A 21,820-nucleotide genomic window follows, 5' to 3' on the forward strand; every position below is an offset into this window, starting at 1 on the left:
CAAAGAACACGACGGCCTGCTCGCCGAGGCGTCGTTGAATCAAGAGGCAATCCGCCGTGCTCTTCGTGACCGTCGTGGTTCCCACAACTTCCGCATTCGAATAGCCGCAAGCACTCTAAACGGAAAAGAACTTATTACTCGGGACACTACAATCCACGGCTCAGACGGGTACCGGTGGTTGGCTTAAGGAAGTTCGGCGCCGGCTCGGGTGATTATCGCGGCGAGGGCTTTGGGTTCGATCGTGTCTTCGAGGAACCGGACCGAGCCGTCGAGGAACACGAACTGCACCCCGCCGGGGTGGTCGCTGCGGAACGTGGCGGTGTAGTTCGATTGCCACTCCGCGCGGTCGTCGTTGAAGTTGTAGGAGTTGTCACGGTTGGTGTGACCCCAGGCGTAGAACCAATAGCCCTCCGCCCAGGCGTGGTCGCCCCACTTGGACGACCCGTCGGCGTCGCAGCCGGCGTCCCAGAGGTAACTCCTAAATCCGTAGTCGGTCTCGCCGGCGAACGTGGTGTGGGTTGCGCCGTCGGTGATCTGGCTCCAGTTGCACGAGTAACGCTTCCCCCTCCGTGAAGGCGGGTTGCGGAACGCGCCGTCGAGCCTCGAGTACTGCCCGTAGTTGACGCGCGACGTGATCAGGTAGCTGCCCGGGCCGAGCCGCTCGCCGCAATCGGGCATCGGCACGCTCCGCGGCAACGCCATCGACGGGCACAAGTAAGCCGGCAACTCGGCCCTGGTGATCGGCAGGTTGACCGGGTCGATCGTATCCTTGGTGGGGTCGCCCGTGTCGTAGAGCGATTGCTCTTCGAGATACGGGAGCAGCAGTAAGAACGTGCTGCCGAGCTGCCGGTACTGATCGGCGGCGCCGTTGGACACGAGGCCCGCGCCGTCTTCGTGGCCGAGCGCTTTGGGCGGCGGCAGCGTCTGTAGCGTGTTGGCGAAGTTGTGGACCGCCAGGCCAATCTGCTTGAGGTGGTTCGCACACTGCGTGCGCCGCCCCGCCTCGCGCGCCGACTGCACGGCAGGCAGCAGCATCGCGACCAGGGTTCCGACGATCGCGATCACCACCAGTAGTTCGATCAATGTGAAACCCGCTAGGGGTCGTGGCCGTCGATTGGCGTCAGTCATCGGCGCCCTCGTCCGGCAGCAGCGGGCCGACGTGCCAGCGCATCCAGCCGAAGAACGCCGCCGTCACGGCAAGTATGCCCGCCATCGCCGAGCCACCGGGCTCGGGGACCGCGATCGCGGCCGCCAGCGAGAACGCCTCACGCCAGACGGTGTAGTCGGCCGCGTCGATGAAGCCGTCGCCGTTGCCGTCGGCGCCGCTTCCGGCCGTCACGGCGGAACCATAGGCAGCGCTCCACTCGTTGTAGTCCAGCTCATCGACGGCGCCGTCGTGGTTGAAGTCGCCGACGACAAGCGATTCGTCGAGGATCGTGACGACGACTTCGATCGTCGGGCCATCGCCGTTGGGGTTGGGGCCGCTGCTGACGTTGTCGAGATAGAAGTCGGGGTAGTAGACATCGCCGTCATGGCCGTTGGGCTCGTGCAGTGACGAGAAGAAGAAGCCAATGCCGCCCTCCCTCAGCGACGACTGCACGTACTCGGCGACGCCGGGCAGCGCGAGATCGACATCGAACTCGAACAGGTCCCCTTGCGTGACGTGCGCGCCCGGCGCGTACTCGACGCCGACGTCATCGTAGACCTTGCCGACGGCGAACGGCGTGGGATTGAAGATCGCGTTCTCGTTGTTCGGCGCCGTGGCGCTGTAGCCGCCCTCGAACATGTTGTTCGAGACGTCGGCGCCTATTGGGTCGGTGGGATAAACCTCGTAGGGGCCGTTCACGAACCCACCCGAGACGGGCCAACGGCGATCGCCTGAGTTGAAGTACTTGGGGTCGGTCTCGCCGTCGAAACCAAAGGTCTCGTAGTCGCCGCCGAAGTCGACGCCCCACATCTCGACCGGCCGACCGGGGTCGGCGTCGGCGCCGCTGAGGACGTCGAACGTGTTGTCGGGCGTGCCGTCGTAGGGGCCGCCTGGCGTCTCACCGATGCTGCCGAGCATCGTCAGCGTCACCGTGACGGACTCGATCTGGTAGCGGCTGGGGTCGAGCCCCGTAGGGATCGTCGCCGACGTGTCGCCCGCCACGATGAACGAGCCGCGACGGCCCGGATCGACGCCGCTGCCGGTGATGTCGGGAAAGCCCGGTTGCGGCGAGAACCAGGAGAACGTCGCCCCGCGGTCGCGGACCGAGCCGAGCCCGTTCGCGGTGCTCGCCGGGTAGAAGAACATCTCGATCTCAGGATCGTCCGTGGCGTAGACGATCGGCGCTGGCGTCGAGGCGACGGCGTCGGCTAAGGCGGACGCGAGCGCTGTGATGGTGAGTGCGAGCCGCAGCACGGCGTAGCGATGTGGGTTGGTGTGGTTGTTCATCGTTTGGTTGATTGGGAGCAAGTAAGGGGCGAGCCGGTCGCCACCCCTCCGCGGACCGGCCCGCCCTCCTTTCCGGTTAAGAGCGGTCAAGAACGATCAGCCGCGGCGCCGGCGGCCGGTGGCCAGCAAGGCCGCGCCGATAACTCCAAAGACGAGCGTGCTCGGCTCGGGGACCGCGGTGATGAAGTCGGCGTCAACGACCTGGTAGGCGTCGCTCTGATCGAGCTGCAAGCCGTAAAGCTGGCCGTGCTGCACGCCGGTGAAGGTCACCTCGAAGTCGGTGATCGGCCCCAGCGACGACACGTCCCATTGCAACAGGTACGTGTTGATGAAAACGTCTTCTTCGCCGGTCGGCATCGCGACCGTGCCGTTGAAGAGCTTCTCGATGACGCCGCTGGTGGTGGCGGCGAGGGCTTGCGCGCCGCCGTTGTAATTCAGCGTCGGCAGGACGTTGTCCTTGAAGGCGTAGGTCCACGCCTCGCCCATCTCGATCTGGAAGACGATGTTCGCCAGACCGGCGACCGGCGTCGCATCGCCGACGGCGAGCGTGCCGCCGTCGTTGTTGATGTCGCCGCTGAAGCCGCCGTAGTACATGCTGCCGCCCGCCGGGTAGGGGCCGCCACCTGTGCCGTTGGCGACCTTCTCCAGGAACGCGTCGCCCGAGCCGGCCGCGTTCGAGCCGATCGGCGCCGGCCAAGCGCCCGTCCCCGGAAAGCCGTTGTAGCCGGGGTTGGCCGCGGCGGTGAGGTCGTCCCAGCCGTCGTAGTCGGCGTTGCCGGGCAAGTTCGGGCTGACAAAGGCCGCCAGTGAAACCGACGGGGATAGAGCCGCGGCCGCAACGAGCGCCGTGTAAATCCAACGTGTAACTTTCATCAGACTCTCAATGGGTGATACCATGCCGCGGCCACAACAATGCCGCCACGGCGCGTGAAGGAACGGGCAAGAGCCCACGGCCAGCGCGGACCTTCGGCTTGGCCAAACCGATGGCGATGCGCTGCGAGTGAAGAACGCGCAGTCCTCGATCCTGGCGATGCGTCGCGCATCGTTCAGCGAACAAGTGGTGCGGTCCGAGGTCGCCTAGAAAGACAATTCCACGCGCGCGTGGAGGCGTGCGCGGGCTACCAACGAGGGATCGATACACAACCCTGCCGAGAAACCCGGCGCGCCCACTCAGTGAGGCGGCCTGAACAAGGGGCTGGCTAAGAGGCAGAGGCCTCGTGGCGGGCTGCTTGCGAGAGAGACAACAACCAGTGCACTAGCCAGTGGCTAATTGCGATTGCGTCTCAACGAAGAGATTAACAGCTTGCCGATTGAGAGCAAGAGGGCTCAGCCGAAAAATCAAAACTGTCCGAGTCGACGTTGTAGTTACTTCGTCAGTAGAAGTCTTAGCCGTGGGCGCGAGCCCTCGGTGGGCTCCGGGTACCTGTTTCACTCCGAGGGCTAGCGTGCTAAGTCAAGAGTTCTTTCCCATTTGAGTGCTTGCCGTTATTCGGATGCTAAGTAGGGGAACCACGACGGGCACGAAGAGCACGACGGATTGCCTCTTGATTCAACAACGCCTCGGCGAGCAGGCCGTCGTATTCTTTGTGCCCGTCGTGGTGAAATCTGTGATCCATGCTTCATTCTAAGCCGCCCAATTTTCGAACGAACTTTCAACTCGGAACACTAGTGCCAACGTAGCGCCAACGGTTCAGACGTGTAACATAGGTTTGTCGTTCGCTGCTACTGCTCCGGCGGCGGTGGGAGCTTCAAGGTCCGCGGTGTGTCTTGCAACAGCTGCGCGTAGTGCAGCACGAGGCCGCGCGTTGTTTGGAACTCGGGGAGTGCCGCGAGGTTGGTGTAGCGCGGGTCGGTCGCGACCGCTTGAAATCGCGCGGCGGCGGCGGCGATCTCTTCGGGGCTGGGGTGGCCCGACTCTTGGAAGATCGACGCAGGAAGCGACAGGTAAGATTGCCACGCCGGATCAAGTAGCCGGTAGAGTCGCGGCGCGAAGTCGGCGAGTTGGTCGCGGATCGCCTCCTCTTCTTGCGGAGAAGTGGGCGGCGCGAAGGCGCTCGCAGCGGCTGATGGCTCTGGCGCGGCCGCCGTCCCCACTGGTGGCGTTGTCGAGGCGACGATCTTGGCGGTGAGCTGCTGGGCTTCGACCGGGACCACCGGCGCGCCGCCCGCGGGGCGGTAGTAGGCGTCGGTCGCGGCGTGGTCGATCTTCAGCACCGACCCGTCGAGCGCGACGCCGGCGAACAAGCCGCGGCTGCGCGAGTACGAATAGACCTCGGCGGTCAACGTGGCGTCGGTGCTTGCCGACGCCTGCCGGCCAACGGGCCCGGCCGCGGCGGCGACATCGGCGCCGATGGTGAGCTTGCCACTCATCAGCGAATCGACGCTGCGGCGCGAACGGTAAACGAGCACGAGGTCTGTCGCCTGGACGCCCGCTTGCCAGCCGATGTTGCCGCCGGTGATCGTGAGGAACATCGGCGTGTGCCAGACGCCCTGCGCGTCGCGCGCGACGACGACCCCTCGGCCGAACCGCGCGCCGACGATGAAGCCGCCCTTCACGACGCGCGGGATGATGGCCACCGCTTCGGCGCCGGCGAGCATCGACCGCGGGATCCCCTCGGCGGGGATAGCGAGCATCTCGTCGAAGACGGTGGAGGCGTCGTTCACCAGTCGCTGCTCCTGCGACACGACCACCGGCGCCGCTGTCACGGGCGGAGCGGCGACTTGGCCAAGGGCCAACGGCGTCGTGCAAAAGACCGCCGCTGCGAGGACGGCGACAAGGCGGGGCAAGGGAGTGAACATTGGAATCGAGAGAAGGGAGGCAAGGTGTAGGATCGGATGCCTTCAAGCTAGACCCCGACGCCGCAACTGGGCAAGATCAGCGCGGACTGGATAGCGGATGGCGTGATAGCGTTATAGAAGCCGCGCCGTACTTGCGAGGGCCCTACCAAGATCACCGGCTGCGAAGCGAATAAGAAAACACGTCGCCAGTCTCACGCCCCCTCGTATGAATCTTGTCGAAAGCACCGCCGAGCGTCTTGTCCTTCGCGGCACGCCCGGCGGGCGGCTGGCCGTGATGGCGTTGACAGCGATTGGTTTGGCGCTCACCGCAGCGATTGGTTACTTCGCCTTCGCCCTCTATGACGCGTCAAAGGGCCTCGCCTGGGGCCATATGCCGCTCGCCCTGGGCTTGGGGATTGGGCAGCTGCTGTTCTGGGCCGGCGCCGTGACGCTCGCCGTTGGCCGTCTATCGCTGGTGCTCGACCGGGCCACCGGCCAGGGCGTCTACAGCGTCCGCTCGCCGATCATCGACGCGGGCAGGCCGTGCCGCTTCCGCCTCGAGAACATCGCCCGCCTCGAGATGACCGCGACCGAGGAGGCCCGCCCGGAAGTGGGGGACGGCGCCCGTTTCGACGCGACCGTTGTCAAACTCCGCTTGCTCGTCAGCCGCCCCCGCCGCGCGATCACGCTCGACGAGACACAGAACGGCAATGTCCAGCGGATCGAGAAGCTACGGGATGCCGTAGCGAATTGGCTCGAGGGTTAAACGGCTTCTTCGCATTCACTAAGCGGACTTCGCAAGTCCCATCGCGGCCGGCCGCAACCTTTTTTTAGATCACCTAGTTTCTCTGGGCGCTGTCATCCCCAGAGGTGGTCAGCCGACGATCGGCAGGTAGAATGTGACGCATCGTCACTTTTTGCAAACCATCAAAAGTCCCCGGTTTGTAGCAGGTAACGGCTCCTGGCGGCTTCCCACCAACGGCGCGACCTGCGCCTCGCCGTCTGATTTCTTCCTCCCTGGTTGAGAGACGTAGTGACTCTTCCGATCCGTTTGGCCGGGCCGCTGGCGGTCGCGGCGGCTGTGCTGGCCGTTGGGTGCGGTTCCAAGCCCCCCGGGGGCCCGCAAGCGAACGCCAACGCCCCCGTCGAGGTTACCGTCGCCAAGCCGCTGGTTCTCTCGACACTCGACTGGGACCCCTACACGGGCCGTCTGGCGCCCGTGGACGAGGTTGAGGTCCGCGCCCGGGTGAGCGGCTACCTCGAGTCGTATCACTTCGAAGAGGGCCAGTTCGTTGACGAGGGGCAGCTGCTGTTCGTCATCGACCAGCGGCCGTACCAGGCGGCGGTCGATCAGGCAAAGGCCTTGCTCGAAGAGGCCCACTCTCGCCACCGCCAAGCCGAAGCCCAGGTCCGTGAGGCCGAAGCCGGCCGCCAGCAAGTCTCGGCCCGACTGGAACTCGCACAAACGCAGCTCAACCGGGCGAAGCCGCTCGTCCCGCGCGGCGCGATCAGCGAAGACGCCTACGACGAGTACGTCGCCGCGGCGCGTCAGGCCGAGGCCGACGCCGCCGCCGCCGACGCGGCGATCGAATCCGCTAAGGCCGCCGTCAACGCCGCGGTCGCCTCGATCGCCACGGCCGAAGCGGCCCTCACCGCAGCGGAGCTCGACCTCGGCTACTGCCGCATCACCGCGCCGATCCGCGGGCGGGTGAGCCGACGGATGATCACCAAGGGAAACCTCGTAACGGGCGGACTCGGCGCGATGCCGCTGACGACGATCGTCTCGATGGACCCGATCCACGTCTACTTCGATTGCAACGAGCAGGCATTGCTCAAGTACATCCGCCTGGACCAGACCACCCAGCGCAAGAGCTCGCGCGACGTGAAGACGCCCGCCTACATGGCGCTGATCGATGAGGAGGGTTATCCGCACAAGGGCTACATCGACTTCGTCGATAATCGCGTCGATCGGGCTACGGGCTCGATGCGGGCGCGGGCTATCTTCGCCAACACCGATGAAGAGCTCGTGCCCGGCGTGTTCGTTCGCTTGCAGATCCCCGGCAGCGAGCCCGGCCCGCGGGTGTTGATCCCCGATTCGGCGGTCGCGACCGACCAAGCGGCGAAGTTCGTCTACATCGTCGGCGAAGGCGACAAGCTCGAGCGCCGCCCCGTCACGACCGGCGCGATCTCGAAAGACCTGCGCGTTATCACCGGCGGCCTCGACGGGTCGGAGAGCGTGGTCGTCAAAGGCCTGCAGCGTTGCCGTCCCGGCGCCGAAGTGAAAGTGACCGTCGAGGAGATTGTCGCGGGCGACGACCTCGGCCTGCCCGACACCTACGAGCCCGTGGCGCCCGAGGAGTGGCTGCGGCCGGCGATGACTCCGATCAACACCACCCCCGACGCGGCGCTGACACGCGCTCAGAAGGGGGCGAAGGCACGATGAAGTTCGCTCACTTCTTTATCGACAGGCCGATCTTCGCGACGGTGCTGTCGGTCGCGATCGTCCTCGTGGGCGCGATCAGCTACTACACGCTCCCGGTGTCGCAATACCCGGAGATCGCGCTGCCGACGGTTGTCGTCACGACGACCTACCCGGGCGCCACGGCGGAGACCGTCGCCGAGACCGTCGCCACGCCGATCGAGCAAGAGGTCAACGGCGTTGAGCGGATGCTCTACATGGAGTCGCAATCGACTCCCGACGGCACGATGTCGCTGACGATCACGTTCGAGCTCGGCACCGATGTCGACCAGGCCCAGGTGCTCGTACAGAACCGGGTGGACCGCGCGCTGCCGCGTCTGCCGGAAGAGGTGCGCCGCGGCGGCGTGGTGACGCAGAAGAGCTCGCCCGAGATGCTGATGGTGGTCCACCTGATCTCGCCGGACCGCTCGCGCGACCAGGTCTACATCTCGAACTACGCCTACTTGCAGATCCGCGACGCATTGTCGCGCATCAACGGCGTCGGCGAGCTGCGCGTCTTCGGCGGCTCGGAGTACTCGATGCGGGTGTGGCTCGACCCCGAGCACTTGGCGTCGCTCGACCTGACGGCGGGCGACGTGGTCGCGGCGTTGCGCGAGCAGAACGTCCAGGTCGCCGCCGGCAAGATCGGCCAGACGCCGCTCCCCGAGCCGACCGATTTTCAGCTAACGATCTCGAGTCAGGGTCGCTTGCGCACCGCGGAGGAGTTCGCCCAAATCGTCATCAAGCGCGGCGCCGAGGGACGCCTGACGCGGCTGTCGGACGTGGCGCGGATTGAATTGGGCGCTCAGGACTACTCGGTCAACAGCTACCTCGACGGCAACAACGCCGTGGCCCTGCTGGTGTTCGCCCGCCCGGGCACGAACGGCGTCGACACGGCCCACGAGGTCGAGAAGACCGTGAAGGAGCTGTCGAAAAACTTCCCCGACGGTCTGGAGTACCGCATCGCCTACAACCCGACGCGGTTCGTCGAGGAGTCGATCGAGGAGGTGTTCCGTACGCTGATCGAAGCGACCATCCTCGTGGTGCTGACGGTGTTCATCTTCTTGCAGCGTTGGCAGGCGACCCTCATCCCCGTGGTGGCGATCCCGATTTCGCTGATCGGCACCTTCGCGATCATGAGCGGCCTGGGCTTTAGCCTTAACAGTCTGTCGTTGTTCGGCCTCGTGCTGGCGATCGGCATCGTCGTGGACGACGCCATCGTCGTGGTTGAGAACGTCGAGCGGTTGATCCACGAAGGGATGAGCCCGCGCGAGGCGACGCGCACCGCGATGACCGAGGTCGGCTCAGCGCTCATCGCGTCGGCGCTGGTGCTCGTGGCGGTCTTCGTGCCGACGGCCTTCATGGCGGGCATCAGCGGACAGTTCTATCGGCAGTTCGCCGTGACGATCGCCGTGGCGACCGTCATCAGCGCCTTCGTCTCGCTGACGCTGACGCCGGCCATGTGCGCGTTGCTCTTGCAACCGTCCGACGCCAAGCCCGGCCTCTTCACCCGCGGCATGGACCTCTTGTTCGGCTGGTTCTTCCGGCCGTTCAATCGCGTCTTCGACTTCGGCAGCAACCTCTATGCGGGGACCGTGAGGCGGTTTGTCCGCATGGGCCTCGTCATGCTGATTATTTACGGCGGCCTCCTGGTGGCGACACGGTACAGCTTCGATCTGGTGCCGACGGGCTTCATCCCCGAGCAAGACCAGGGCTACCTGATCGTCACGATCCAGCTCCCCGACAGCGCGTCGCTTACCCGCACGGACGAAATTGTGCGCCGCGTCAGCGAGATCGCCTTGGATATCGACGGCATCAACAACGCCGTGGCGTTTGCGGGCTTCTCCGGCGCAACGCGGACGAACGCCACCAACGTCGCCGCGTGTTTCACCGCGCTCGAAGACGCCGGCACGCGCGCCGAGCGTGGCCGCGAGATCAACGTCCTGCAGCAGGAACTCCAGGCCAAGCTGAGCCAGATCCAAGAGGCCGACATCCGTGTGCTCGCCCCGCCGCCGGTGCGTGGCATCGGCAACGCAGGCGGCGTCAAGCTGTACGTCCAGGACCGCGGCGGCGCCGGGTACCAAGCCCTCGGCGATACGACCAACGCGTTCGTCGGCGCCGCGATGCAAGAGGCCGGCCCCGCGACGGGCATCGCGGCCGCCTTCTCGTTTTACCGCGCCGACACGCCCCAGCTGTACGCCGACATCGACCGCACCCGCGCCCAACAGCTCGACGTGCCGATGCAGAACGTCTTCGACACGCTGCAGGTGTACTTGGGTTCGTTGTACGTCAACGACTTCAACTACCTGGGCCGCACCTACCGCGTCACGGCCCAGGCCGACGCTGAGTACCGCGACGAGCTCAGCGACGTGCTCCGCCTGCGGACCCGCAGCGCGTCGGGCGCGATCGTGCCGCTGGGGACGATCCTCACGATGAAAGAACGCATCGGACCCGACCGCATCGTCCGTTACAACCTCTTCCCCTCGGCCGACGTAAACGGTGTGACGCTCCCCGGCACGAGCACGGGGCAGTCGATCGCCGCGTTCGAGCGCATCGCCGCGACGACGCTGCCGCAAGGCTTCGATTACGAGTGGACCGATCTGGCGTACCAAGAGAAGGCGGCCGGCAACACGGCGCTCTTGATCTTCCCGCTGTGTGTGGTGTTCGTGTTCCTCACGCTCGCGGCCCAGTACGAGAGCTGGGTACTACCGCTGGCGATTATCCTGATCGTTCCGCTCTGTCTGCTGTTCGCGATCGGCGGCGTCTGGTTCCGCGGCATGGACAACAACATCCTCACGCAGATTGGTTTCGTGGTGCTGATCGCCCTGGCGTGCAAGAACGCGATCCTGATCGTCGAGTTCGCCAAGGCGCTCGAGGACCAGGGCAAGACGCGCTTCGAGGCCGCCGTCGAAGCCTGCCGCCTGCGGCTGCGGGCAATCCTGATGACGGCGTTCTCCTTCGTCCTCGGCGTGATCCCCCTGTTGATCGCCACCGGCGCCGGCTTTGAGATGCGCCGCGCGCTGGGCACCGCCGTGTTCAGCGGCATGCTCGGCGTGACGATCATGGGCCTGTTCTTGACGCCCGTGTTCTACGTCCTGCTCCGCGGCGTTTTTGGACGCAAGAAGGCGGAACGCACGGCGTAGAAGCGGCAGGTAACTCTGCGGATTCGAACAACGGTGAGCCGGCGACGTGAGTCGTCGGCTCTCATGCTCCCTGTCGGTAGTGGCAGACACGACTCCCAAGAGAGTCTTGACCTCGACCACCTTCTTCCGCTCGTAGAGATGACCCTGGCGATCCCTCACGTACGGGACGTTCTGGCGGCTTCGAAGACGAATCGCCTTACTCGCAGCTAGGCGTGTGCTGTGCCGCCACCTTATCGGCAGTCGGTCATTGGCCATTTCGAACCGGCTCTCGCAATTGCGCACGCGCACAAGCAATTTCACGTCCGCCAGTTCGAACGCTGGGGCCCGCTGATAGGGCCGTCTTACATTTGGCGCCTCGGCGTAGGGGTGGCTCGCCGGAGGGCGGCGTCCCTCGATTACCCCTTTGAGAAAGAGGCTTTCGGTGAAGAGCCGTAAGGCTGAACTTGGTAGGTCCAACCAGGTCCGTCGTGTCGGCAGCGAATTCATTGCGACGGATAGCATCTCACAGGCGTGGATCAACTTTTGTTGATCCTCTCCCGAAGGTTGGCTAGTCTCAGAAAGGATCATGAAGCGGGCGTCGCCTTATCTCTAAGCCATACACTTGAGGAGTGACTCATGAAGTGGACACCGATCGCCGTCTCCCTTTGCCTCGCCATTATGGCGGGGCCAAACGTGGCGAATGCTGCTTTTCTCATCGAGATCGACACCGATGGGGCGGATGATGGCCCATTCACTCCCAGCCCAAATTTCAGTTTCGGTGGCGACACAACAACTGCCAGCTCGAGCATCGCATCGCCGACCGTTGGCCTGACGGGGGGCGATAGCATCTTCGGTGGCGACGGAGTGAATGACCCCGACACCTACCTCTATCGGTACGCACCCGGCGTCGACGCCGATAACCTTGCCCTCGCAACGGGCACGGCGCTCAACGATGATGGCGATTTCGCTTTCGGCCTAACAGGCGGCGTGTCCGGGGCATACCGTGTCTACGCAACTTGGCCAGAGACGACAAACGTTTCCGGTGGCGACACCACGTTCACGCTCTCGGAGGTTGGCGGGGATCTGTTTTCGGTGTCCCTCGACCAGAATAACACCGGCGGCGAGTGGATCCTGCTCGGTGAGGCCAACCTATCCGCTGGTGTCGTCTACACGCTCGCACAGACTGCTGGATCGAACACGTTTGTCTCGATGCGTGCCTCCGCGGCAATGTTCGAGCGAGTGCCCGAGCCCACCTCGGTCGCTCTAACGTTCGGGGCTGCAATCGGGCTGCTTGGCCTTCGCGGGCGCACTCACTGAGAGCGCTATCTTTTTTCTAATGGAGCGGCGCCGGTCCCCAACGACCGGCGCCGCTTTTTTGCTTCAACCCCGCAGCACGTCCTCCATCGTCAACACCTCGCCACGCGAGCCCGCGGCGAGCCTCTGCTGCAAGAACCTTAGCGCCGCGAGGGTCCCTTCCGCATAGACGCGACGGCCGAGGACGTTGTGTTCGAGCACGAGCTGGACGGTGCCCGCGGCGGCGGACAGTTCGTAGCGGTGGAAGGCGTGGCCGGCGAGGTGCTCGGCGGGCACGCCGACCTCGCTCTGTTGTCGTGCGGGGTCACGGACCTTCTCGATGTCGTCGACGGGGAACGGCACACCGAGGCCATTGGCCGACGCCACGAGCGCCTTCGCCGTGCCGCTGGTGTCACGCTTGTTCGCCTGATGGCTCTCGACGACCTTGAGTTCCGCGCCGGCGAGCGCGCCGGGGAACTCCGCCGCCAGCCACCGCGCGGCGGCCTGCATCAGCACAATCGGAACCGCCATGTTCGGGGCGATCACCGCCGACACGCCCGACGCCGCCACGAGGCGCTTCGCTTCATCAAGATCGAAGCTCGTGGTGCCCATCACAAACGGCACGTCGTTCTCGACATACCAGCGGACATTATCAAGAGCCGCGTCGGGAGTCGTGTAATCGACCGCCAGCGTGTCCGCCGGCAACGCGACAGCGGCGAGCGAATCACTCGCCACGAGGCCGATCTTCCGATCGCCGATCGCAATCGTCTTGCCCTCATGAACGGGACTCGACAGGCCAATATCGAAGAGCTCGAAGTCGTCCGAAGCTGCGACTAGCGCCGCGGTCTCCGCCGCCATCTTGCCGGGAAGGCCAGCCATGAAGATCGGAGTCGCCATCGGGCTTTGCTTCTCTTTGGTTTACCACGGAGGCACTGAGGACACGGAGGACGCACTGAGAAAACTAATGACCAATGACCAAGCCGCAATGACCAATGTGTTTCGCTACTTCATTAGTCATTGGGGCTTGGTCATTGGTCATTTGCTTCGGCTAGATGCCTTCGCGGAGGATCGACGTTAGCGCCGTGCGCGCGTCGGTGCGTTCGTCGCGGTACTTCTTGATGATGATCGCGTACGTCTGGTGCGAGCCGTCGCGCGACGCCAGGGCGCCGGGGACGCAGACGCTCCGCGCGGGGATGCGGCCCGGCGGCAACTCGCGGCCTTCGGGGACGCTGTAGATCTTCGTCGAGCCGGCGACGTAGCAGCCCATCGCTAGGACCGCGCCCTCTTCGATGATGACGCCCTCGGCCGCTTCGCCGCGGGCGCCGAAGAAGACGTCGTCCTCGATGATGACGGGGCTCGCTTGGAGCGGCTCGAGCACGCCGCCGATGCCGACGCCGCCCGAGATGTGGCAGTTCTTTCCCACCTGCGCGCAGCTGCCGACGGTGCTCCACGTGTCGATCATCGTCCCCGCGCCGACCCGCGCGCCGATGTTGATGTAGCACGGCATCAGCACCGCGCCCTCTTCGATGAATGACCCGTAGCGGGCGATCGCCGTCGGCACGCTGCGGACCTTCGCCTCACGCCAATTGGTCTTTAGCGCGACCTTGTCGAACCACTCGATCGGCCCGGCGGTCATCTCGCGGTTGTCCGAGTAACGGAAGTGCAACAGCACCGCCTTCTTGACCCACTCGTTGACCGTCCACTCACCGCCAACCCTCTCGGCGACACGGATCGCGCCCGAGTTCAAGAGGTCCAGCGCTTGCTTCACGAGCTCGCGCGCGTCAGCCGCTTCCTCACCGGCCCAAATTTCGTCGACGCGCGCAGCTAACGTTTGGATGTCCATCTATCAATCAAAAAAAGAATGGGACGCGGATTGACGCGGATTGAAGAGATCGGAAAGGATTTAAGTTACGGGCGTATCCGCGTTAATCCTTTATATCCCCGTGCATCCGCGTCCAATTCGTAAATTCAGACAGCGGCCGCTTCGAGGTGCGGGAACTCGGCGATCGCTTCGGCCGCCTTGATCGTCGCCAGGGCCTTTTCGCGGTTCGGGGCGTCGAGCTGATCGACCGTCACCAGCGGCATCCGCAGGCCGGCGCGGAGCATGTGGTGCAGCGGGATCGGGTTCTTCACGCAGAAGACCGCGTCGATGCACGGCTGCAGCGCCTTCTGCAATTCTTCCGCCGCGTCCCATTCGCCGGCGGCCGCCAGCTCGGTGATGCGTTGGAACTCGCGCGGCCAGCGGTTGGCCGACGCGCTGATCACGCCGACGCCGCCGCGACGCATCACCTCGACCACCAAGTGGTCTTCACCCGACATCAGCGAGAAGGTCTCGGGGTCGGTCGCCGCGCGGACCTTCTCGAGCATCGCCAGGTCGCCCGTCGCGTCCTTCACCGCGGCGATCGCCGGGTGCTCGGCGAGGCGGATCATCGTCTCGGCCTCGATACGGCTGCCGGTGCGCCCGGGGATGTTGTAGAGGATGATCGAGGTGTCGAGCCGTTCGGCCAGGTCGCCGACCGCCTCGAAGTGCGCCCGCAGGCCTTCTTGCGGCGGGTTGTTGTAATAGCCCGTGACGTGCAGCAGCGCGTCGGGGTGGATCGCCTTGGTGATCCGCTCGCTGAGGTGCAGGGCCTCGTCGGTCGAGTTCGAGCCCGCGCTGGCGAGGCACGTGACGCTGCGTCCCTGCTGGGCCGCCTTCGCGCGGGCGTACTCGATGCCGCGGGTGCAGAGGTCGACCTGCTCGTCGTGGCTGAGCATGGCGGACTGCCCCGTGGTGCCGGCGAAGAGGACGCCGCTAACGCCCGCTTCGAGGACCGAGTCGATCAGCTTGTAGACGCGGTGGAAGTCGATCCCCATCAGCGAGCCGACCGGCTTCATCGGGGTGAGAAGGGCGACGTGGGCGCCGCGGAGCTGGTCGGGCGTGATCATGGCGGGAAGCGGGGGAGCGGGAGCGTTGCTGCGCACGACGACGAGCCACCTGCGCGAAGCCGAGCAGTTTAACACGGCGGCTGGAATCGGCCTACGGGGTCGCCAATAGTCCCGCACGAAAAAGCCCCCGCCGTGCAGGGCACGGCGGGGGCTTCGGACACCGGAGAGCTGTCACACCCGAGCGATAGTTCAGCGGCGCTTACGGACTCCAAGCAGGGCCAGACCGCCTGCGGCGAGCAACGCCGAGGTCGGCTCCGGTACCGCTGCGACCGCGATATCGGCAATCACGCCTTGGCCGATGAGCCCCGAGACCGTTCCCTGCAGCGATGCAGCGCCCGTTCCCAAGTCAACCATGTACAGACTCGTCGCCTGGTTCGGGTTGGCGCTCGTCAGGTAGGCGGTTCCGGTCGCCCCGCTGATGTCGAATCCGGCAAACCCACTACCGAGGAACCCACTGGCGAGGTTGACGCCAAGCGGTCCCACGGTCTGGAGATTGCCCATGTTGGCGGGGGTTTGGGTCGCCAGGATGTCGTTGACAACATCCAAATCGTAGAGCGTGGTGCTGGTCGCCCCGGCGACGCTGTTGGTGTAACCGATCGTGCGGATGTCGGGGGTGTCGCCAAAGTTGGCGTCGCCCGCGTCGAAGGTGGGCAAACCATCGAGGCTGACCACCGAGCCGTCGACCGGGCTGATTCGGTAGTTGGTGTTGCTTCCTCGGCCGATGAGCCGAACCAAGTCCACGGTCGGGTTAAAGTCGATGGCTCCGGAGACTGGCAACGGCGCACCGATCGGCGTCAGGGCGCCGCTGGTCGTATTGATCGTGTAGAGCTGGTTGTCGTTGAAGCCGATGCCGTACAACTCGCCCGTTGAAGGACGGACGTCGATGCTACGCAACGAGAACGGCTCCAACGGATCGATACCGGCGGGCCGCTGGATCACGACATTCGAGGTTACCGAGCGAGAGTCGCTGTCGATCGTGTAGAGCTGATTGTCTTGTCCCGAGACAAAACTCGAAATCCCGTAGAGGGTTTCCGCCTGGGCAGAAGAGGCAACGAAATGGGTGGCCATCAAACACAAAGCGAGGCGGACGCCACCAAAGAAAAACCGAGTCATGAGCTGTTCCATTCAGAGTGTCGGGAGGGGAGAGACGGAGCCGTGCAGGATTGCCGACCCTCACACCGTACGGGCTTCACGAAGTGGCAGATTGGCTTCGGCAACAGAAACGCGAAAACTCGGCGCGAAACCCCTAAACCACACCGGCGATTGACTCGCGGGCGACCTGCTTGCTTGCGCAACAAGCAAGAAATCGTCTCTCGACTGCCATCATGGGGTGGTCGCTCTTCCCCCTAGTTGATCGGAGGGGACCCCTCGAACTACGACCGTGCTGCGCGGCCCGACGGTCGCACGTTGCTCCCTTTGCGCTTCGTCAGTTCGTCGCCCAACTCCCTCCGCGCCTGTTCGGCGTGTCCTTGTAGGCGCGCGACGATTTCCGGGTGTTCGGCGGCGACATTGGTCGTCTCGCCGACGTCGTTCTTGAGGTCGTACAACTCGAGTCCCGCGCGGGACTGCTCGTACTCGACCGGGAAGCCGTCCTTGCCGCCGGAACGGCCGGCGAGGGTCCGGTACTGGTGCGGCAACACGAGCTTCCAGCGTGCGTCACGCACCGCGCGCAGCTGGCGGTCGTAGTAGCAGTAGAAGACCTCGTGTGGCGACGGCGCGTCGCCGGTCATCACGGGGAGGATGTCCTTGCCGTCGATCTTGCGCTCGGGCAGCTCGGCGCCGATCATGCCGGCGATCGTCGGCAAGAGGTCCATCGTCGTGGCGAACTCGTCGCACCGCGTCCCCGCGGGGATACGCGCCGGCCAGCGCATCACGCAGGGCTCGCGGTAGCCGCCCTCCCACATGGTCCCCTTGCCTTCGCGCAGCGGACCGGCCGAGCCGGCGTGCTCGCCGAAGTTGATCCACGGGCCGTTGTCAGAAGTGAACACCACCAGCGTGTCGTCGCCGACGCCGCCGCGCTCGAGCGCGGCGAGGATTTCGCCGACCGACCAATCGAGCTCCATCACCACGTCGCCGTAGAGGCCGGCGCCGCTCTTGCCGGCGAACTTCTCTGACACGTAGAGCGGCACGTGCACCATCGTGTGCGGCACGTACAAGAAGAACGGCTGCTTGCCGGCGTGGCGGTCGATGAAGTCGACGGCGCGCTCGGTGTACTGCGTCGTCAGCAGGGCTTGATCGGCGGGCGTGAGATTCACATTGACGATCCGCTCGCCCTTATAGAGCGGCAGCGGTGGGTAGTTGCCCCGCCTGCCGTGCTCGAGGTCCTCCCGCCCCGGCGGGTAGGGCCACATGTCGTTGGAGTACGGCAGGCCAAAATACTCATCGAAGCCCTGGCGGGTCGGCAAGAACTCTGGCAGGTGGCCGAGGTGCCACTTGCCGAAGCACGCGGTGGCGTAGCCCCGCGACTTACAGACCTCGGCGATCGTTGTCTCGTGGGGGTGCAGCCCGTGCCGGGCGCCGGGCGACAGCGCGCCTTGGATGCTTACGCGGCTTGGGTAGCACCCTGTCATCAGCGCCGCGCGCGACGCGCTACAGACGGCCGTCGCGGCATGGAAGTCGGTAAAGACCCGCCCCTCGGCGGCCATGCGGTCGAGATGCGGCGTCGGGTACGACTCGCAGCCAAACGGCCCGATATCCGCGTAACCCATGTCGTCGATGAAGATCACCACGACATTGGGCGTGGCCCGAGCCGACGTCGCTTGAGCGGTCACGGCAGGCAACAACGCGGCAGCCAGCACAAGGCAGGCCGTTCGGATTAGCGTCGTCACGATCGAATCTCGAAGAAGAAGAAAAGGTGGCGGCGTTCCGTGTCGATGGACAAGAACCCTCGCGCTAAGGATTAGCATTACGGTAGCGGAGATCGATTGCCACCCCGGGTTAGCACCCGGGGCTCAGACGAAACAGCACGTCGCCATCTCGCCGCGTCTGAGCCGTGGGCGCAAGCCCTCGGTGGGCATAGCCCTATGCGTTCAACGCGTAGTTCGGCTCCTCGTCCGCTGGCGCCTGCCCCGTGATCGTCAGCAGTGGGCTGATCCGCTCGGTCGTCACGTGGTACTGCGGGTCCTCGGACACATTGACCTCGACGAGGTCGCCAGCGCGCTTCAGCAACTTACGGCACTCGGCGCTAAGGTGCGTCAGGTGCAGGCGTTTGCCGTGCTGCTGGTACTTATCCGCTAGCGCGCTGATCGCCTCCAGGCCCGACTGGTCGTAGACCCGGGTGTAGTAGAAGTCGATCACCACATCGTCGGGATCGCTCGCCGGGTCGAATAGCTCCTTGAACGAGGTCGCCGACGCGAAGAAGAGCGGACCGTGGAGCTGATAGATCTTGCTGCCGAACTCGTTGTGCTTGATGTCGACGCCGATGTGCTTGGCGTGCTGCCAGGCGAACACCAGCGCCGAAGCGATCACGCCGAGCACCACCGCCGTCGCCAGGTCGTGCATGACGGCCGTGTAGCCGGCGACGAGCAGCATCACGAGGTAATCGCTCACGGGCACCTTGCGCATCATCTTCAGGCTGGCCCACTCGAACGTGCCGATGACGACCATGAACATGACGCCCACCAACGCGGCCATCGGGATCAGCTCGATCCACGGCGCGAGGAACAGCACGAACGCCAACAGACACACCGCGGCGACGATGCCCGACAGCCGGCCGCGGCCGCCGGAGTTCACATTGATCAGCGACTGGCCGATCATCGCGCAACCACCCATGCCGCCAAAGAAGCCGCAGACGAGGTTGGCGACGCCCTGCCCGACGCACTCTTGGTTGCCGCTGCCGCGGGTCTCGGTGATCTCATCGACGAGCGTCAGCGTCATCAGCGATTCGATCAAACCCACCGCCGCCAGAACCACCGCGTACGGCAGGATGATCCATAGCGTCGTGAGCGTCAGCGGCGGCAGCACCGACTCCATAAAGAACGGCAGTGGCAGGCCGGCCGCGAGGCTCACCGAAGCGGGGTCGATCGCCGCCATGGACTCCTGCGCCGCGGCGATCGAGGCGTCGTCGAGTTCGGTCGCGACGGCGCCGTGGCCATCGGCCGGCGCGCCGATCGCCGTGGCGGCGGCCTGGGCTTTCGCTTTGGTATAGAGCATGTCGCCGACGGTCAGCACGACCTTCGATTGGTTCTCGGCCGCCAGCCCCTTGTCGAGCGTCTGGTTACAGACCGACGCGATCAACGTCACCGTCACGATCGCCACCAGCGACGACGGGACCGCGCGGGTGAGCTTGGGCAACAGCCAGATGATCGCCATCGTCAGCAGCACGAGGCCGCCCATGATCGCCAGTGCCGGCCCCTGCATGTAAGTGAGTCGGCCCGCGTCGTCGATTGTCTGAAAACTGCCGAGCTGCGCCATGAAGATCACGATCGCGAGGCCGTTCACAAAGCCGAGCACCACCGAGTGCGGCACCATGCGGATGAGCATCCCCAGCCGACCCATGCCCACCAGCACCTGCATCAGGCCGCAGAGCATCACCGTGGGGAACAGGTACTCGACGCCGTACTTCGCGACGAGCGTCACGATGACGACGGCCATCGCGCCGGTGGCGCCGGAGATCATGCCGGGCCGGCCGCCGAACACCGCCGTCAGCAGGCCGAGGAAGAACGCCGAGTAAAGGCCGACGACCGGCGACACCCCGGCCAGGAACGCGAAGGCGACCGCTTCGGGCACCAGCGCCAGGGCGACCGTGACGCCGGAGAGGACATCGTTCTTGATGTTGCGTTCGCGGAGGGCAAACAGATTGAGCATCGTGATTCCGTACTTCTTGCGGGGCGGGAGCGCACCGGCCGCCTTGATTGGGCTAGCACGCCGAAGGGGAGGGGGTCCGTCGAGCGACGAGACGCTGCGCGCGGACAGGGTCATCGGCCGGGAGGGCCGAGAGGGGGGGAACGCCAAGAGAAAGCGGCTTCGTTAAGGAAGTCGTGCGGGCATTCGAGGCAGGGAGGGAGGCTTTGGCGGGACAGCTTTCTTCGTTTCGATGCGACAACCCTAGCCTAACGTCGCCGTCACGGCTAGAGCGGCGGCGAGAAAAGGGGGCGAAATCGTAGGGGATGAGGCGAGCGGCGCCCCGATTCACTCCCCGGGCTAGCGCCCGAGGCTCAGACCCAACGGCGCTCGAAACCCCACGAGGCGTCTGAGCCGTGGGCGGTAGCCCTCGGACCGCGCCACGAGCAATTACCCACCCCACTTACCTACCAGCGCCCGGCAACTCCAGCGTCGGCGCCGGAAGCCGCACCACAACATCATCGGGCCCGTTGGGCTTGGGGCGCTCGCCGGTCCAATCGATCGGCGCGTACTCGCCATCGACGAACTCGCCCGATTGATCGCTGCCGCCGTCATCGACGCCGTTGCGGCCGAGGCTCCAGATCGCAAAACCCTCGTCGCGCCGCTCGTAGACAAACGGCTCGTTGGTGAACGGGTCGAGCGGGATCTCGGCGAGTGGATCGGGCGCGAGGGCGTCGAGCGCGTCGGGGTACTCGCCGTGGCGGAGTTGATGGAGCTTGAGGGCAGCGGCGAGGAGGGTGAGGCGTTGCCTCGCGATAGTCGAATCGGCAGCGTCAAAGACAGCTCCCGCGTCCGGGAAAAGATTCGCTACAAAAATCGCGCCTACGACTTCTCCGTTAGCGATCGCTGGTGCGTGACCTTCTTGCAATGACTTCGCTTTCAAAGCTGCATGATCGATTCTTCTGAGATCTTCTACGAAATTTGAATATGCCACTCTTCGCGCAACCGAATCCGGAATGGATGCAATTTCTTTGAGCCTATTCCAGTAGCTTACAGTTACTCTCAGTGTTTGGTTTGCGTCGAAGAAGCCTTCCAACCACAGTTCATGCACGTCTCCACGGCGATGCATGTCTCCTTCAGGTCGAAGCTTACCCGGCGTCGGTCGCTCAGAAAACTCTCGTACGACTGTGTCTAGCATCAAGAGAGTTTCGTCGAGAGTGAATTGCGGCGCCCACATGACAGGGCGGTCAGCTCTAGCTTGTAGCATTGCCACCACTTTGGAAGCATCTTTACCATCGGTAGCATCCTGAAACGTTAGTAGCTCTAGCCGATCTGCAGCTTGCAGGTATCGGAATCCCTCAAGCGTCGAAATAGCGGAAAAGTCATCGAGCGAGAATTCTGCTAATTTGCGGATGCTCTCTACATTGGCGTTAGCGGTTCCTACAACAGTCTCGTGACATGCGGCCTCAACAGTTAAACACATGACGGCGCGCCGCATCGCAAGAACGCCACAGAGGTTGGTATTCAGCAGTGGATGAGGCGGCTTGCTGAGTAAGCTTGGTGAGGGGTTGTAGTAGCGATCGCACTTCACAACGGATCGGAGTAGGTTTAAGCCTGCTTGGTTGGCCTCCAGCCATTCCGAGAGTTCCGGGAAAATCGCTTCCTCTCCAAGGCCGGGAACCAAAGACTTGTCCCGCCCGAGCATCACTGAGTGCACCGTGGCCCAACGATCTAAGTGTGGGCAGAGGCTTGAGGGAGTCGCGGCCCCGTGGTAAGTCGCACCTTAGTTCGGTGAAGAGCAAAGCCTTCTCTTGGAAGTTCAGCAGATCGACGCCAACGGCACGCCAAAGAATGACGGCGCCGTTGTCTTCGGGTTTAACGTCACGGCCCAAGCGATTGAGGACAGCTCCGGCGTAATCGGGCAAGCCATCGGACGCGATCGGTTCGGTGATAAACGTGGTCTCTACCGAGACTTCGATTGGCTTCGGAGGTTCGTTCGCGGTTCCCGAGTTGCAGGCTGTGAGC

Annotated in this window: 15 protein-coding genes; 4 read left to right on the forward strand and 11 right to left on the reverse strand. The window is 64.6% G+C overall.

Annotated elements, in window-relative coordinates:
* Positions 1–183: 183 nt before the first annotated feature.
* The 4 genes from Spa11_RS04885 to Spa11_RS04900 form a co-directional block, all read right to left on the reverse strand.
* Complete coding sequence (locus Spa11_RS04885) at positions 184–1,128, reverse strand: DUF1559 domain-containing protein (RefSeq protein ID WP_145108740.1); 945 nt, start codon at positions 1,126–1,128, stop codon at positions 184–186.
* Positions 1,121–2,434 (reverse strand): hypothetical protein, encoded by a 1,314-nt coding sequence (locus Spa11_RS04890; protein WP_145108743.1) that lies wholly within the window; start codon positions 2,432–2,434, stop codon positions 1,121–1,123. The genes Spa11_RS04885 and Spa11_RS04890 overlap by 8 nt, the downstream gene beginning before the upstream one ends.
* A 96-nt stretch (positions 2,435–2,530) precedes the next feature.
* A complete protein-coding gene (locus tag Spa11_RS04895) occupies positions 2,531–3,307 on the reverse strand; it encodes a PEP-CTERM sorting domain-containing protein (protein ID WP_197529749.1) in 777 nt (258 codons plus the stop codon).
* Positions 3,308–4,156: 849 nt separating this feature from the next.
* Positions 4,157–5,233 (reverse strand): lipid-binding SYLF domain-containing protein, encoded by a 1,077-nt coding sequence (locus Spa11_RS04900; protein ID WP_145108749.1) that lies wholly within the window; start codon positions 5,231–5,233, stop codon positions 4,157–4,159.
* 205 nt (positions 5,234–5,438) lie between these two features.
* On the opposite strand from Spa11_RS04900, the gene Spa11_RS04905 reads away from it, so the two are divergent.
* The 4 genes from Spa11_RS04905 (at position 5,439) to Spa11_RS04920 (ending at position 12,109) form a co-directional block, all read left to right on the forward strand.
* Complete coding sequence (locus Spa11_RS04905; RefSeq protein WP_145108752.1) at positions 5,439–5,978, forward strand: hypothetical protein; 540 nt, start codon at positions 5,439–5,441, stop codon at positions 5,976–5,978.
* Positions 5,979–6,245: 267 nt separating this feature from the next.
* Positions 6,246–7,655 carry an efflux RND transporter periplasmic adaptor subunit gene (locus Spa11_RS04910; RefSeq protein ID WP_197529750.1) on the forward strand — a complete coding sequence of 470 codons (1,410 nt, stop codon included), beginning with the start codon at positions 6,246–6,248 and terminating at the stop codon, positions 7,653–7,655.
* On the forward strand, positions 7,652–10,813 hold the full coding sequence (locus Spa11_RS04915) for an efflux RND transporter permease subunit (protein WP_145108758.1): 3,162 nt from the start codon (positions 7,652–7,654) through the stop codon (positions 10,811–10,813). Before Spa11_RS04910 ends, Spa11_RS04915 begins: the two co-directional genes overlap by 4 nt.
* 615 nt (positions 10,814–11,428) lie before the next feature.
* Entirely contained in the window at positions 11,429–12,109 is a 681-nt protein-coding gene (locus Spa11_RS04920) for a golvesin C-terminal-like domain-containing protein (RefSeq protein WP_145108761.1), read from the forward strand.
* 63 nt (positions 12,110–12,172) lie between these two features.
* Here Spa11_RS04920 and Spa11_RS04925 read toward each other — a convergent pair whose 3' ends face one another.
* The 7 genes from Spa11_RS04925 to Spa11_RS23190 form a co-directional block, all read right to left on the reverse strand.
* A complete protein-coding gene (locus Spa11_RS04925) occupies positions 12,173–12,982 on the reverse strand; it encodes a dihydrodipicolinate reductase C-terminal domain-containing protein (protein WP_145108764.1) in 810 nt (269 codons plus the stop codon).
* A gap of 151 nt (positions 12,983–13,133) precedes the next feature.
* Entirely contained in the window at positions 13,134–13,928 is a 795-nt protein-coding gene (locus Spa11_RS04930) for a 2,3,4,5-tetrahydropyridine-2,6-dicarboxylate N-succinyltransferase (RefSeq protein WP_145108767.1), read from the reverse strand.
* Positions 13,929–14,053: 125 nt separating this feature from the next.
* Complete coding sequence (gene dapA / locus Spa11_RS04935) at positions 14,054–15,013, reverse strand: 4-hydroxy-tetrahydrodipicolinate synthase (protein ID WP_145108770.1); 960 nt, start codon at positions 15,011–15,013, stop codon at positions 14,054–14,056.
* Positions 15,014–15,202: 189 nt separating this feature from the next.
* Positions 15,203–16,126, reverse strand: a complete 924-nt coding sequence (locus tag Spa11_RS04940) for a DUF4394 domain-containing protein (RefSeq protein WP_197529751.1) — start codon at positions 16,124–16,126, stop codon at positions 15,203–15,205.
* 260 nt (positions 16,127–16,386) lie between these two features.
* The gene (locus tag Spa11_RS04945; protein WP_231933141.1) at positions 16,387–17,841 is read right to left on the reverse strand and encodes a sulfatase family protein; all 1,455 of its coding nucleotides are present in this window, start codon (positions 17,839–17,841) and stop codon (positions 16,387–16,389) included.
* Between the two features lie 193 nt (positions 17,842–18,034).
* Complete coding sequence (locus Spa11_RS04950) at positions 18,035–19,819, reverse strand: SulP family inorganic anion transporter (protein ID WP_145108780.1); 1,785 nt, start codon at positions 19,817–19,819, stop codon at positions 18,035–18,037.
* A 439-nt stretch (positions 19,820–20,258) separates the two neighbouring features.
* Positions 20,259–21,500, reverse strand: a complete 1,242-nt coding sequence (locus tag Spa11_RS23190; RefSeq protein ID WP_145108783.1) for a type II secretion system protein GspG — start codon at positions 21,498–21,500, stop codon at positions 20,259–20,261.
* Positions 21,501–21,820: the final 320 nt, after the last annotated feature.

Source organism: Botrimarina mediterranea (assembly GCF_007753265.1).
GTDB classification, from domain to species: domain Bacteria; phylum Planctomycetota; class Planctomycetia; order Pirellulales; family Lacipirellulaceae; genus Botrimarina; species Botrimarina mediterranea.